This window comes from Pseudoclavibacter sp. CFCC 11306, from assembly GCF_008831235.1.
In the GTDB taxonomy this organism is placed as follows: Bacteria; Actinomycetota; Actinomycetes; order Actinomycetales; family Microbacteriaceae; genus Pseudoclavibacter_A.
On the sequence record NZ_WBKF01000002.1, the window covers coordinates 368,120 to 382,481 of the forward strand.

The 14,362-nt window shown below is 68.1% G+C and carries 12 protein-coding genes; 5 read left to right on the forward strand and 7 right to left on the reverse strand.

All coding sequences use genetic code 11. The features are described from left to right. Positions 1-115: 115 nt before the first annotated feature. On the forward strand, positions 116-934 hold the full coding sequence (locus tag F8O09_RS08550) for a thymidylate synthase (protein WP_225732956.1): 819 nt from the start codon (positions 116-118) through the stop codon (positions 932-934). After that, positions 931-1,779, forward strand: a complete 849-nt coding sequence (locus tag F8O09_RS10675; protein WP_412973586.1) for a dihydrofolate reductase — start codon at positions 931-933, stop codon at positions 1,777-1,779. The genes F8O09_RS08550 and F8O09_RS10675 overlap by 4 nt, the downstream gene beginning before the upstream one ends. 211 nt (positions 1,780-1,990) lie before the next feature. Here F8O09_RS10675 and F8O09_RS08560 read toward each other — a convergent pair whose 3' ends face one another. From F8O09_RS08560 to F8O09_RS08590, 7 genes are all read right to left on the reverse strand, one after another. Next, positions 1,991-2,503 carry a hypothetical protein gene (locus tag F8O09_RS08560; protein WP_158054915.1) on the reverse strand — a complete coding sequence of 171 codons (513 nt, stop codon included), beginning with the start codon at positions 2,501-2,503 and terminating at the stop codon, positions 1,991-1,993. A gap of 139 nt (positions 2,504-2,642) precedes the next feature. After that, positions 2,643-3,554 (reverse strand): DUF3097 family protein, encoded by a 912-nt coding sequence (locus tag F8O09_RS08565; protein ID WP_158054916.1) that lies wholly within the window; start codon positions 3,552-3,554, stop codon positions 2,643-2,645. A 16-nt stretch (positions 3,555-3,570) separates the two neighbouring features. After that, positions 3,571-7,611, reverse strand: a complete 4,041-nt coding sequence (hrpA, locus tag F8O09_RS08570; RefSeq protein ID WP_158054918.1) for an ATP-dependent RNA helicase HrpA — start codon at positions 7,609-7,611, stop codon at positions 3,571-3,573. Positions 7,612-7,708: 97 nt separating this feature from the next. Beyond that, positions 7,709-9,442, reverse strand: coding sequence for a dolichyl-phosphate-mannose--protein mannosyltransferase (locus F8O09_RS08575; protein ID WP_192497631.1), 1,734 nt, complete (start codon positions 9,440-9,442; stop codon positions 7,709-7,711). 52 nt (positions 9,443-9,494) lie between these two features. After that, positions 9,495-10,091 (reverse strand): energy-coupling factor transporter transmembrane component T family protein, encoded by a 597-nt coding sequence (locus F8O09_RS08580; RefSeq protein ID WP_158054921.1) that lies wholly within the window; start codon positions 10,089-10,091, stop codon positions 9,495-9,497. Then, on the reverse strand, positions 10,088-10,777 hold the full coding sequence (locus tag F8O09_RS08585) for an energy-coupling factor ABC transporter ATP-binding protein (RefSeq protein ID WP_158037193.1): 690 nt from the start codon (positions 10,775-10,777) through the stop codon (positions 10,088-10,090). The genes F8O09_RS08580 and F8O09_RS08585 overlap by 4 nt, the downstream gene beginning before the upstream one ends. Positions 10,778-10,807: 30 nt before the next feature. Continuing rightward, a complete protein-coding gene (locus F8O09_RS08590) occupies positions 10,808-11,455 on the reverse strand; it encodes a biotin transporter BioY (RefSeq protein ID WP_158054922.1) in 648 nt (215 codons plus the stop codon). A gap of 140 nt (positions 11,456-11,595) precedes the next feature. Between F8O09_RS08590 and F8O09_RS08595 the strand changes: the two genes are divergently transcribed. The 3 genes from F8O09_RS08595 to rsmI are packed head-to-tail and all read left to right on the forward strand — an operon-like array spanning position 11,596 to position 14,338. Beyond that, entirely contained in the window at positions 11,596-12,330 is a 735-nt protein-coding gene (locus tag F8O09_RS08595; protein ID WP_225732957.1) for a TetR family transcriptional regulator, read from the forward strand. Beyond that, complete coding sequence (locus F8O09_RS08600; protein ID WP_158054924.1) at positions 12,327-13,517, forward strand: VanZ family protein; 1,191 nt, start codon at positions 12,327-12,329, stop codon at positions 13,515-13,517. The genes F8O09_RS08595 and F8O09_RS08600 overlap by 4 nt, the downstream gene beginning before the upstream one ends. After that, the gene (gene rsmI, locus F8O09_RS08605) at positions 13,514-14,338 is read left to right on the forward strand and encodes a 16S rRNA (cytidine(1402)-2'-O)-methyltransferase (protein ID WP_158054925.1); all 825 of its coding nucleotides are present in this window, start codon (positions 13,514-13,516) and stop codon (positions 14,336-14,338) included. The genes F8O09_RS08600 and rsmI overlap by 4 nt, the downstream gene beginning before the upstream one ends. Positions 14,339-14,362 lie beyond the last annotated feature (24 nt).

Consider the following 14,362-nt stretch of genomic DNA (forward strand, 5'->3'; position numbering starts at 1 on the left):
AGCAGACGGAGTCGACTGATGAGGCGGAGCCGCCCGCGCATCCGCTCGACACGTCTTTGCGTTCGCATCTGCAGTCGTTGAGCGGAGTGTCCATCGATGCATCGGTCGCGGTAGGGTGAACGGCGTGACCAATGCGATTCCCACCCCATACGAAGACCTGCTGCGCGACGTCTCCGAACACGGCGCAGCCAAGGGCGACCGCACCGGAACCGGAACGCGCTCGCTCTTCGGGCGTCAGATTCGGTACGACCTCTCGAAGGGGTTTCCGCTGATCACGACGAAGCGCGTGCACTTCAAATCGGTCGCATACGAACTGCTCTGGTTTCTGCGCGGCGAGTCGAACGTGCACTGGCTGCAGGAGCACGGCGTCAGCATCTGGGACGAGTGGGCAGACGCCGACGGCGAGCTCGGGCCGGTCTACGGCGTGCAGTGGCGGTCATGGCCGACGCCCGACGGCGGGCATATCGATCAGATCGCGCAGGTGATCGAGCAGCTGCGCAGCGACCCCGAGTCGCGCCGCATCATCGTGTCGGCCTGGAACGTCGCCGAGATCTCGAAGATGGCGCTGGCGCCCTGCCATGCCTTCTTCCAGTTCTACGTGGCCGACGGCAGGCTCTCGACGCAGCTGTACCAGCGTTCGGCCGATATGTTTCTCGGGGTGCCGTTCAACATCGCCTCGTATGCGCTGCTGACACACATGATCGCTCAGCAGGTGGGGCTCGAGGTCGGCGACTTCGTCTGGACGGGCGGAGACTGCCACATCTATGACAATCACACCGAGCAGGTCGAACGGCAGCTCGCGCGAGAGCCGTACCCATACCCGACGTTGAAGATCCGTCGTCGGCCAGAGAGCATCTTCGACTATGAGTACGACGACTTCGAGATTGTGAACTACCAGCACCATCCCGGGATCAAGGCTCCGGTGGCGGTGTGAGCACGGGGGATGCCGCCGAGCAGGCTGCTCGTAGCGAACGCGGGGCAGACGTCGGCCGCAGTGCAGAAGCTGAGCAGGTTCTGCACGAGGGACGCAGCACAGACTTCGGCCTCGAAGAGATCATCGAGCACAGGCCTTTGATCGGGCTGATCTGGGCGCAGGATCGCCACGGCGTGATCGGCGCACAAGGCGGCATGCCCTGGCACGTGCCCGAAGATCTGGCGCACTTCAAAGCTGTGACGATGGGCGCGCCGGTGATCATGGGACGGCGCACCTGGGATTCGCTCAACCCGCGGTTCCGTCCGCTGCCCAGGCGGCGCAACATCGTGGTCACTCGACAGGACTCCTGGGGCGAAGCCGCCGCGGCGAGCGACGAGCGCGCCCGGCACGGCCTCAAACGTGGCGATCTGCAGGTCGTGCACGCGCTGAGCGAAGCCGTGACGCTCGCGACGCAGGATGCAGTGGCAGAGGGAGCGGGGCATCCTGCGCCCGTCTCGCAGCCGACCGCAGACGGCACGCTGTTGCACGATGCGGCTGCACGTGCTGCTGCACAGAGCACGGCTGGCACGGGCACGGCTGCACAGGGCGCTGGTGCCCAGGTCGAGATCGACGCCTGGATCATCGGGGGTGCTCAGCTGTTCGCCGAGGCGCTCAATTCGGGACTCGCCGATGTGGTCGAGCGCACGATGCTCGACGTCGACGTAGCGGGTGATGAGGGTGTCGTCGGCGATACCTTTGCTCCGGAACTCGGGGCTGATTGGCGGGCGGTCCCCGCCTACGAGGTAGACTGGGCGACCTCGCGCTCGGGCATGCGCTATCGCTTCGAACGGCTTGTGCGAGCCTGACTCTGCTGATTGGGCGAGGCCCAAGGCGGGAGTGGGCGCTCTCAGCCGGTTGGCCGCTGGGGCTCACCTAGACCATCTGCTCTCCTCCCAATCGAACCAGGCGTATCTGGTCTCAGCCCATCGATCCATGGGAAATGATGCCTAAACCGATTCAGACATGGAACTTGGCATGTCTGGATGTGAATGCTGCTGTTCGAAGCAGCGACAGAGCTCAGCCGCCGAACCGATGCGAGTCGATGACGCGCTGAGCGCGCTCGGCGTCGTCGAAGCTCGTGAACACGACCGTGTAGAGCCGCTGATCGAAGGTCTGCATCTGCAGCGCGGCCACACCGCCGAGATTGAGCCGCACCCCGCTTCGATCGCGAGGCCGACCCATCACCACCCAGTCGAAGCCGGAGCGGCCGAGCGTCGCATCGTCCACGACCGCCGTCTGTGCGATGTCGGCGGTGTGCACCGACGAACGGTAGAACGGGGCTGAGAGCCGCACCTCATGCGGCTGGATGCGCACGCGGATCACCGTCCATCGCATCCACCACCAGGAGACCAGCCCCAGCGCGACGACGACCGCGACCGAGAGCACGACGCCGATCGCGCCGCCATCGAGCGTCATTGCGACGATGACGAGCACTGCGGCCACGAAGATCAAGGGCGCGACGGCGATCCATCGGGCCCATGTCGGCGGCCGGATGGCGAACTCTGCGAGATGCTCACCGGTCGTGCTCATGCCTCCACCATAGGCGCATGCCGGCTGGCGGGGCAGCGATGCAATACGACGCGCGTCGGCGGAGCCGCGAACCCGTGTCGACGGCGGTCTGGTCGAAGACTGACGGCGGGCGCGTCCCGCAGCAGAGCGGCGACCGACGTCACTCCGGGATCTCGGTGACGAAGTCGATCAGCTGCTCGACCCGACCGGTGAGCGAGGGCTCGAGATCGCGGTAGCTGCGCACCGTACCGAGAATGCGCGACCATGCTTTGCCGACGTCGGCCCCGGTCTCGCCGGGCCAGCCGAGCGCTCGGCACATGCCCGACTTCCAGTCGATGCCGCGGGGGATGCTGGGCCAGGCCCGTATGCCCAGTCGCTCGGGCTTGACGGCCTGCCAGATGTCGATGAACGGATGCCCCACGACGAGCACGGCGTCTCGCGCCGGCCCGGCGGGCAGCGCGTCGACGATGTGGGACTCCTTCGAGCCCTTGACGAGGTGATCGACGAGCACCCCCATGCGACGGGTGGGGCCGGGTTCGAACTCGGCCATGACCTCGGCGAGATGGTCGACGCCGAGCAGCTGCTCGACGACCACGCCAGTGGCCTTCAGATCGTCGCCCCAGACCTTCACCACCAGCTCGGCGTCGTGCTTGCCCTCGACGAAGAGCCGACTGGCCCGAGCCACCCGGGCCCGCTGCTTCGGATCGACCCGCATGCCCGAGGCTCCGATGCGCAGCGATTCCGCAGCGCGACCGGCCGATCCTGCAGCTCCGCGCCCCGCCGTGCCAGCGCGACCTGCGCCGCGCTCAGCGCGTGCGGCATCCCCCGGATGCACCAGATCGATCGGCTTGCCCTCAAGCAGCAGGCCGGGCCCCCACTGAAACGCGCGCACCGCACCATGCCGGTCTTCGAGCTCGACCACCTGCCGGTCGAAGCGCACCAGTGCTCCGCAGAATCCACTGGCGACGTCTTCATAGACCTCGCCGAGCTGTGCGGCGACTTTCTTCGGCCCCACCGTGCGCCGCCACGACTGGTCGGCGAGCGGGTCTATGTCATAGCGATCGTCAAACATGTGTCTTCTGTGGCTCCTACTTCGGCAGCTTCGCGAGCAGCTTCTTGAGTCGGGGAACGCTCGCCGCGCTGGCCGTGCCGAGCTCCTGCGCCCAGAGACCGACCTGCAGCTCTTCGAGCATCCAGCGGGCCTCATCGAGTACGCGGCTGCGCTCGTCGATCACACCCAGCCACCAGTCGGGCGAGGGAATGCTGCCTCCTGCGCCCTCGAAGAGCCGCAGCGCCGTGTCGGCCTCGGCACGCCACGTGTTGTCGCGGCCGGGCTGCGCCTCGAGCTTGTGCAGCCGCAGCGCGAGGCCCTCGAGATAGCGGGCGATGTGCGGCAGGCGCGCGGTGCCGCAGGCGCGGATGAACCCTTCGTAGACGAGCTGTTCGATGTGCGCGCGGATGCCGCTGGTCGCCCCGAGCAGCGCCATCGAGGTGACCTGCTTCAGCGCGCGCTCGGTGTCGCGCTGGGCTCCGAGCACCTTCGCCACCTGCGAGGTCGCCGCGAACAGTGCGTCGACGAGGTCGGCGCTGACTCGGTCGCAGAACTGTTCGAAGGCCTGCGGGTCGCGGGGCAGCGCCTCGGCGAGGTGCAGCAGCCGGGCGCGCTCACGACTTCCTGCGGATGCCCCGCTCGCCCCCGCCTGCAGGTCTGCTCCCGCCGTGTGGCCGGCGGCGTTCGGCCGCACCAGTTCGGCGAGGTGAGCGTCGATCACGGCCAGCGCCGCGTCCTCGATCGCGGCCCGCGGCGAGCGGTACGGCGATGAGGCCAGCGCGAGCTTCTCGGGGCCGGTCAGGTGTTTCAGCACGTATTCGGTCGGCATGGGCACGTTGAGCGCGACGAGGCGACGCACGCCGGCCCAGTGGCTGCGCAGCGCATCGCCCGGGGCGGCGAAGAGTCGCACCGCCACACTCCTGCCCTCGTCGACGAGCGCCGGGTAGCTGCGCACGACGTTGCCGCCGAGATCTTCGACGGTCTCGACGGGCAGCGCGCCGATGCCGCGGTCGGCGGCCTCGTCGCCGGGCTTCGACGCCCACGCGGTGAGCCCGGTGCGCTCGTTGGCCGAGCTGCGCGCCGCCACGGCGACTCGTGCGCTGTCATGGTGCTCTCGCTGCAGCTCGAGCAGGTCGGTCGACTCGCTGATCGCGCGGCCCCGATCGTCGAGCACGCGGAAGGTGGCCCGCAGATGCGCGGGCACGCGCTCGACCTCCCACGCGTCGTCGGGAATCGGCACGCCGCTGAGCGAGCGCAGGGCTGCGCCCAACGCGACGGCGAAGGGGCGGCCGTCAGGATGCTGCGGCAGCGTCTCGAGCGCGCGGCGCGCCCAGTCGGCTGCAGGCACCACGTTGCGACGGTGCACTTTCGGCAGCGAACGGATGAGAGCGACCGCAAGATCCTCACGCAGCCCGGGCACCAGCCAGTCGAAGCCCTCGGGTCGCAGCTGGGCCAGCAGGGCGAGCGGAACATCCACATTCACGCCGTCGGAGTCGCTGCCGGGGTCGAACCGGTAGCTCACGGCCAGCGTCAGGTCGCCCTGCCGCCAGGTGTTGGGGTAGTCGGTCTCGTCGACCGACTGGGCGCGATCGTCGGTCACGTCGTCGATGCTGAGCGTCAGCAGATCGGGCGTCTCGCGGCGCTGCTGCTTCCACCAGCGGTCGAAGGCGCGGCCGGTGTTGATCTCAGCGGGAATGCGGTGGTCGTAGAAACCGAAGAGCGCCTCGTCGTCGATCGCGATGTCTCGTCGTCGACTGCGGTTCTCGAGATCTTCGACGTGCGCGCGCAGCCGCTGGTTCTCAGCGAAGAAGGCGTGCCGAGTGTGCCAGTCGCCCTCGACGAGCGCCTGTCGAATGAACAGCTCGCGGGCGACCTCTGGGTCGACCCGGCCGTAGTTCGCGCGCCGGCCGGCCACGATGGGCACGCCGTAGAGCGTCACCCGCTCGGTCGCGACGACCTGTTCGCGCTTCGCCGACCAGCGCGGCTCGGCGTAGCTGTGTTTGGCGAGGTCGCCGGCGAGCTCCTCGGCCCACTCCAGATCGACCTTGGCGTTCACGCGTGCCCAGAGCCGCTCGGTCTCGACCAGCTCGGCGGTCATCACCTCGGTCGGCGGCTTCTTGAACAGCCCCGAACCGGGGAACACCCAGAAGCGCGTGCCACGGCTGCCCAGATAGTTGCGCTTCTTCTCGTCGTAGACGCCCAGCTGCGAGAGCAGTCCCGCCATGAGTGCGCGATGGATGCTGTCGGCAGCCTCGGTGATCGTGCCATCGCCGCGTCGACGCCCGCTGCGCTGGTTGGAGCCGTGTCTGCTCTTCGTGTGACCGCGGTCGTTCGCGCGCTCGCCGACTGCTGCGGCACGCGTGGTGTCGTTCGCTGCGGCTGCGCTCTCAATGCGGAACGACGACGGGTCATCGGGCTGCATGCGCTCAAGCTGGCGCACCAGATCGATCCACTCGCGCACCCGCACATAGTTGATGAACTCTTTGTGGCACAGCCGACGGAATGCGCTCGACGAGAGATCGTGGCGCTGCTGCTCAAGGTACTTCCAGAGCTTGAGCGTGCCCAAGAAGTCGCTCGACGGGTCGACGAACCGCGCGTGCTGCTGGTCGGCGGCCTGCTGCCGGTCACGCGGGCGCTCGCGGGGATCCTGCACCGTAAGCGCTGCCACGATGACGGTCACCTCGTGTGCCACACCCAGGCGCTGTGCTTCGACGATCATGCGCCCGAGTCTGGGGTCGATCGGCACCCTGGCCAGTTGCCGCCCGATGTCGGTGATGTGCATCTCGCCGTCACGACTGGCCTTGGGCGACTCGATCGCGCGCAGCTCGACCAAGGTATCGATGCCGCTGGCGACCGCTCGTGAATCGGGCGGCTGCAGAAAGGGGAAGTCGTCGATGGCTCCGACCTTGAGCGTGGCCATCTGCAGAATGACGCTGGCGAGATTGGTGCGCAGAATCTCGGGATCCGTATATTCCGGTCGCGACATATAGTCGTCTTCGCTGTACAGCCGGATGCAGATGCCCTCGGCGACACGGCCGCATCGCCCTGCGCGCTGATTCGCACTCGCCTGCGAGATGGCCTCGACCGGAAGGCGCTGCACGCGCGACTGAGTCGAATACCGGGAGATGCGGGCGGTGCCGGTGTCGATCACGTAGCGGATGCCGGGCACGGTCAGCGAGGTCTCGGCGACGTTGGTCGACAGCACGATGCGTCGACGGATGCCCGGGTTGCGGCCCGTCTCGAAGACTTTGTGCTGGTCGGCTGCGCTGAGTCGGCCGAAGAGGGTGAGCACCTCGGTGAAACGGTGGCGACCTGCGAGTGCCTTGGCCGCTTCGCGGATGTCGGCCTCGGTGGGGAAGAACACCAGGATGTCACCGTCGGGCTCGAGCATGAGCTCGTCGGTGGCCGAGAGCATCGCGTCGAGGGGCTCTTCGTCCTTCTCTGGCGGACGATACCGAATCTCGACGGGAAAGGTGCGGCCGGACACCTCGATCACTGGAGCCTCGTCGAAGTGCTTCGAGAAGCGGTCGACGTCGATGGTCGCCGAGGTGATGATCAGTTTGAGGTCGCGGCGCTTCGGCAGCAGGCGCTTGAGGTAGCCGAGCAGAAAGTCGATGTTCAGGCTGCGCTCGTGCGCCTCGTCGATGATGATCGTGTCGTAGTTCATCAGGCGGCGGTCGCGGCGAATCTCGGCGAGTAGAATGCCATCGGTCATCACCTTCACACGCGTCGAGGTGTCGGTGTGATCGGTGAATCGCACCTGATAGCCGATCTGCTCGCCAAGCTTGGTGTTCGTCTCGACGGCGAGGCGTTCGGCGATGGTTCGTGCCGCCAGACGGCGCGGCTGGGTGTGACCGATCTGTCGCGTGTAGGTGCGCTTTCTGCCGTCTTTCCCGGTTCGTTCGACGGGCAGACCGCGGCCGAGCTCCAGACACATCTTGGGAATCTGCGTGGTCTTGCCCGAGCCGGTCTCACCCGCGATGATGACGACCTGGTTCGCCTCGATCGCCGCCATGATCTCGTCGTGGCGATCGCTGACCGGCAGCTGCGGGGGATAGGTCAGGGTCAGATCGGTCATCTCATCCACTGTACTTCGTACCTGAACGGAGTCTGATCGTCCGTGCGCGTTTTCGCACGTCGGCTCAGCGCGGGGAGTGGCCGTTCAACACACAGCGTCACAGCCAGCTGTGCGGGAGCCACGCGTGCAACGACCAGAACGTGCGCGAGACGTCCATCCCCGTCCAGAGGGGATAGAAGAATGCCGAGACAGCGACGACCAGAACGACGAACCCCGCCACGACGGGTCGTGCCCAGACCCGACGCGCCACCGCGGCGCCGGAGTTGTCCTGCGGGGGCGGCACCAGCATCCGCACGACGGCGACCACCGCGAGAATCAGGAACGGCTGCCACGCCACCGCATAGAAGAAGAACACCGTGCGGTGCAGGTACATCAGCCAGGGCAGGTAGCCTCCGGCGAAGCCGAACAGAACCGCGACGGCCTGCCAGGTGATATCGCTCGCGGGCGACATCACACGCCAGGGCCGCCGCGCAGTCGAGCGACGCAGCACCCGAACGATCACGAAGACGATCAGCGTGAGCACTGCGAGGTGCGCGACCCACCAGAGCAGTGGGTTGGCGACCGATGAGATCGTGCTCACGCACCCGGAGTCATGCAGGCAGCCGTTCTCACCCGGATCGTTGATGGTGCGCCAGAACAGCGTGGGCTTGAGCATGATCGGCCAGCTCAGCGGACTCGACGCCCAGGGGTGCGGGCTGTCGAGCCCCGTGTGGAATCGGTAGGCGACCGCGTGATACTGCCCGAACGACCGCAGCGCGTCGGGTACGACCGCGAGCCACCCCTCAGCCGGATTCGACTCGGCCCAGTGGCGTCCCCAGCCGTTCGAGGTGACGAACCAGCCCGTCCACGAGGCGAGATACACCAGTAAGACGGTGGGCAGCACGGTGACGAGGCCGACCCCGGCCTGAGCGAGCGACTGCAGCGGCCAGGCCCGCGCCCAGAATGTCTGTCGGTGCGCGTGATGCCCCGAGGTCGCCGTCATAGGGATGCTGCCCGCGGCCCGAGCGAGCCGCCGCCTGGCGAGCAGGTCGTCGACGACGGTGTAGAGGCCGAAGGCGACGGCGAAGTAGACGCCCGACCACTTCACACTGGTCGCGCAGCCGAGGAACACCGCGGCTGCGAACAGCCAGGGGCGCCACCAGACCACCCCCATCGACCCGCGTTCGTGCAGCCGTTCGGCGAGCATCCGGCGGTGCCGGCTGCGGTCGATGAGCAGCATCCAGAATGCGGCGAGCACGAACAGCCCGATGAACACGTCGAGCAGTCCCGTGCGGCTCATCGTGATGGCGAGGCCGTCGATCGCGAGCAGGCCGCCAGCGAAGGTCGACAGTGCGGCGCTGTGGAACATCCGCTGAGTCACGACGCAGACCAGCAGCACCGTGAGGATGCCGGCGATCGCCGTCGACAGCCGCCATGCCCAGGCATGTTCAGGCCCCGCCAGCATGCCCAGCCACATCATCCACTTGCCGAGCGGCGGGTGCACCACGAAGGCGCCGTCGCCGCCGAGAAACGAGTTCACATCGCCGGCTTCGAACGCCGGATTCGGCGACTCAGGCCAACGCGCCTCATTGCCGCGAGCGCCGAGCGTCCAGGCGTCTTTGACGTAGTAGGTCTCGTCGAAGACGAGTGTGTCTGGCCAGCCGAGATTCCAGAGGCGCAGCACCGCGGCGAGCAGGGTGACTGCGGCCGGACCGAGCACTTTGAGACTCAGCCAGATCGGCAGTGGGCTCTGTGTGCCGAACCAGTGGGCCACCGGCTCGTGCCAGGTGGCGTGACGCAGGGTGTGCTGCTGCCCTCGCTGAGCGTCGTGAGCAGGAGTGGTGGAGGACACCAAGCCATTCTACGGTCGTGCCAGTCGACCGACCTGTGAGTCGATCAGTCGCTCATCCGACGCCTCGTGCGGTCAGCGCGTCGGCGAGGTCGTCCGAGTACTTCAGCGTCATGACCAGGAGCGGCAGCACGTAGGCGCGGATGCTCGGCGGCGTGCCGCGCGCGATCTGGGCTTCGCGGATGCTGTGCGAGAGCCCCGAGACGACGGGCACGGCGTTGATCGCCAGTGAGAGCGTGAGCGCCACCCGTTCTGGGGAGATGCCGACGAACCGCAGCGGACCCATCGCCCGGGTCAGCGCGTCGAGCATTGCGGTCGTCGTCGTGGTCAGGGTGATGAGCCCGGCGAGCACGATCAGCGTGACGAAGCGCGTCGTCTGCACGAGCGCGGGCATCGGCCCCTGAAAGATCAGAATCAGCAGGCCGAAGAACACGATGATCCACTTGGCCATCCAGAACTGCGCAGGCAGCCTGCGCAGCACCGGCCCGGCCAGCGCGTAGAGTGCCACGGTCACGACCAGCAGTCCGGCTGACGCCCACCACACTGCAGGCAGCAGCGAGACGATCAGCGCGATCGACAAAAGCACCAGCAGCTTGAGGCCCGCGGGCAGGCGGTGCATCGTGCTGTCGCCGGGAACGTACTGCGAGATCACGCGAACGCTCGCTCGTATTCGTCGACGACCTCGGCCGGGTCTCCCACGCGGATGATGCGGCCGGCCTCGAACCGGATCGCCAGGTCGCAGCGGCGTGCGAGGGCGAGGTCGTGCGTGGCGATGACCACGGGGCCGGGCAGCTCGTCGACGAGCAGACGGCTGATGCGTCGGGCGTTGCCCAGATCGAGCATCGTGGTCGGCTCGTCGGCAAGCACGAGACGGGGCTCGCGAATGAGCACGGCAGCGATCGCGAGGGTCTGCTTCTGCCCGCCCGAGAGGCTGTGCGCCGGCACGTCGGCGCGATCGAGCAGCTCGTAGCGGTCGAGCCAGGCGTCGACCCGCGCCCGCACCTCGTCGCGCGGCAGCCTGAGCCCGCGCAGCGAGAAGGCGAGGTCTTCGCGCACGGTGGGCATCACGATCTGCGTGTCGGGGTTGGTGAACACGAAGCCGACCTGACGGCGCAGTGCTTTCGCCTCGCGCACCGGGTCGAGCCCGAGAACCCGCACCGCGCCCGCGCTGGGACGCATCAGGCCGTCGAGCACACGCAGCAGCGTCGACTTGCCAGACCCGTTGGCCCCGATCACCGCAAGCCGACGCACGGCGACCTCGAGACTCACCTCGTCGATGATGCGCGTGCCGCCCGCGTCGACGCAGAGCGCGTCGAGCCGAATCTCGGCAGCATCCATCAGAGCACCTCGGAGGTCATGATGTCGAGCCTACTTGCCGGCCAGCTGCATGCGCGCCGGGAAGGCCTGTGGGTACGCCTTCCAGAGTCCCGTGGTGATCAGAGTGGCCAGAACGGCTTTGATCGCGTCACCGGGCAGAAAGGCGAACGACGAGACAAGAGCCTGTGACAGCGGCAGGCCGGCGACCATCGAGGTCACCGGGATGCCGAAGAGGTACACCACGAAGATGCCGCCGACGACGGCGCCGAGCAGGGTTCGCCACCAGACGATTCTGCGGCCGGCATGGGTGATCGCACCGGCGACGAAGGCTCCGGCGATCCATCCGAAGAGATAGCCGGCCGACGGGCCCATGAACGCCGCTGGGCCGCCGCGCCCGCCACTCAGCAGCGGCAGGCCGATCAGCACGAGCAGCAGCAGCACGACCACGGCGAGGGTGCCGCGTCGGCCGCCCAGCACCGTGCCGGCCAGCATCACCCCCAGGGTCTGCGCGGTGATCGGCACGAGCCCCGGCACGGGGATGGGCCCCACCAGGCCGAAGGCGGCGATCAGAGCAGCGAACACCGCGATGCGGGCGATGTCGCGGTTGTCGAAGCCTCGGTGCGTCGTCGCCGGGGTCTTCGTGGATGCGTCGCTGACGGCCGACCTGGTGTGCGTCGGCTGGGTGGGCGAGGTGTACATCGTGTCTGCTCCTTCACTGAGAACGACCCCTGTCGAGTGTCAAGGGCGGCCGTCGAGCCGGTGGCGACCGCTCATCACATTACCTGAACGGCGTTCACCTGAACACTGTTCGGTCGGTACGACGCCGCTACACTCGTTTTGTGGATGTCGACAACGAGCGCACAGGCGCCGAGCAGCGGGAGCGTCGTGGCGCACGTCACAGCCGTGACGACGTCATCGCTGCGGCAGTGCAGCTGCTCGACCACAGCGGGCTGCCCGATCTGACCATGCGACGACTGGCCACCACTCTGGGTGTGCAGCCCAGTGCCCTGTACTGGCACTTCGAGAACAAGCAGAGTCTGCTGGCCGCCGTCAGCGACTGGATCACTCGCGACCGCCCCGAACGCGACCAGCTGCGCACGGCGTTCGTGCAGGCTCGCCCCGGGTGGACGAGCGCCCTGCGCGCCGAGGCTCTCTGGCTGCGCTGCGCACTGCTCGATCACCGAGACGGCGCTGAGATCGTCGCGAGCACCGTCGCGCTGGGTCTCGGCCACGGCATCCCTATGCGCCACCTCGAGAAGAGCGTTCGCGACGGCGGCTTCGACGACCAGACGGCCCAGGCCAGCGCCGCGGCTCTGCTGCACTTCGTGCTCGGTTCGACCCAGCACGAACAGCAGCGTGACCAGGCAGGCGAGCTGGGCCTCGATGTGCCCGCAGCACCGCGTGTCGACCATCGCATCGGCGACGGCGCGTTCGCCGCAGCCGACCTGGACGCCTTCGGCGCGATGGTGGTCGACAGCGTGCCCGGTGACTTCGCGTTCGGCGTCGACCTGCTCGTCGACGGCCTCGCGGCTCGCCGCAGCGGTGCAGACCAAGAGTCGAGGCGCATCCGATGAGCTCTGTGCTGCAGCCGGGCCTCGCCGTGCTCGCCGTCGTGCTCGGCACGCTGGTCGCATTCGTGCTCTTCGTGCCCTTCGTCATCGTCAGCTACCGTCGTCGCGGCAGCGCTGACGGCTGGTGGGTCGGCGGGTGGCTGATCACCGCGGTGTACCTGGCCGCTCTGGTCTGCTACACGCTGCTGCCGCTGCCGTCGAGCGGGCAATACGTGTGTCGCGGCGTGCAGCTGAGCCTCGGCCACGACCTGCGCCATCTGCTGGCGAGCGGGCCGTCGGTCGGCGGGCTGATGCGCAGCATGGTCGTCTGGCAGCTCGCGCTCAATGTGGCGCTCTTCGTGCCGCTCGGCGTGCTGCTGCGTGTGCGCCACAGTGCGGGCGTCGTCGTCGCAGCCATCGGCGGGCTCGGCGTCTCGCTGCTCATAGAGCTCACCCAGCTCACGGGGGTCTGGGGGCTCTATCCGTGCGCCTATCGGGTCTTCGACGTCGACGACCTGACCACGAACACGCTGGGTGCGATCATCGGGTCGCTGGCGGCCATCCCCTTCATCAGTCGCGGAGCACAGTCAGACCGCACCGCGCCGACGCCGGTCACCGCACTTCGCCGCCTGACCGGCATGCTCTGCGATGCGACCCTGGTGTTTCTGGCCCCGCAGGGCCTGTCGCTGATGTTCTTCATGGTCGTCGCCGGGCTGTGGCCGGGCAGCGGCCGCGCCGAGACGCTGGCGGCCGACCCGCGTGTGACCTGGCTGATCTGGTGCGTGCCGTTGACCGTGCAGCTCGTGTTCGTGGTCTGGCGCGGTCGCACGTTCGGCGAGTGGGCGGTGCTGCTGCGCAGCAGGCCGGCGGATGCACGACCTGCGTGGCTCGCGCGCGGCCTGCGTTTCGTGGCCGGTTCGGGCGGGTTCGGGCTGCTCGCCATGCTCGATGCGGCTTCGGTGTCGGGCACGATCAGCGGAGCGTCCGGTGAGAGCGCCGACGGCTGGCGGGCGTGGCTGCTGCCCGCGGCCTGGGTCTTTGCGATCGCGAGCCTGATCGGCGTCTGGGCGACGCGCGACCGCCGCGGTCTCGCCGCTGCCGTGGCGGGTCTGCGCATCGAAGACCAGCGTGCGTCGGCCGCCGGTGAGCACGTCTCACGCCAGGCGGGCGGCGCATCCGCAGCCCGCGAACACACTGAGGAGACACGATGATCATTCTGGCCGGAACCCCCATCGGCAACGCGGGCGACGCCTCGCCTCGACTCATCGAGCTGCTCGAGAACGCCGAGATCGTCGCGGCCGAAGACACCCGCAACACGCTGCACCTCTTCGACGTACTGGGCATCGAGAACCGCCCGCGCATGATCAGCATGCACGAGTACAACGAACGCGAACGCATCGACGAGCTGCTCGACCTCGCCCGCGACCACGACGTGGTGGTCGTGACCGATGCAGGCATGCCGACGATCAGCGACCCCGGCTTTCAGCTGGGCGCCGCGGCCCGCGAGGCCGGCGTCACCGTGACGTCGGTGCCCGGGCCGACGGCGGTGCTGACGGCGCTCGCAGTCTCAGGCCTGCCCACCGATCGGTTCAGCTTCGAAGGTTTCGTGCCGCGTCGACCGGGGGAGCGCACCAGGCTGTGGCGGGCGCTCGCCGATGAGCAGCGCACCATGATCTTCTACGAGTCGCCGCACCGCGTCGCCGAGGCGCTGGCGAGCATGATCGAGGTCTTCGGCGCCGATCGGGCCGCGAGCGTGAGCCGCGAGCTGACCAAGCGCTTCGAGCACACCGAGCGCGGCTCGCTCGGGCATCTGGCCGAGTGGGCTGCCGAAGGCGTGCGCGGCGAAGTGGTCATCGTGATCGCCGGTGCGCCGGCTCGCATCGAGTCGCCCGACGACCATGTGGATGCCGTGCTCGCGCTGGTCGCCGAAGGGCGTCGGCTGAAAGAGGCGTCGGCCGAGGTCGCCGAACGCACCGGAGTGAGCCGTAAGGCTCTCTACGATCTGGCGCTGCAGCGCCGTGCCGAGCGCTGACGCTGGCGATTTTGCGGGCTTTGG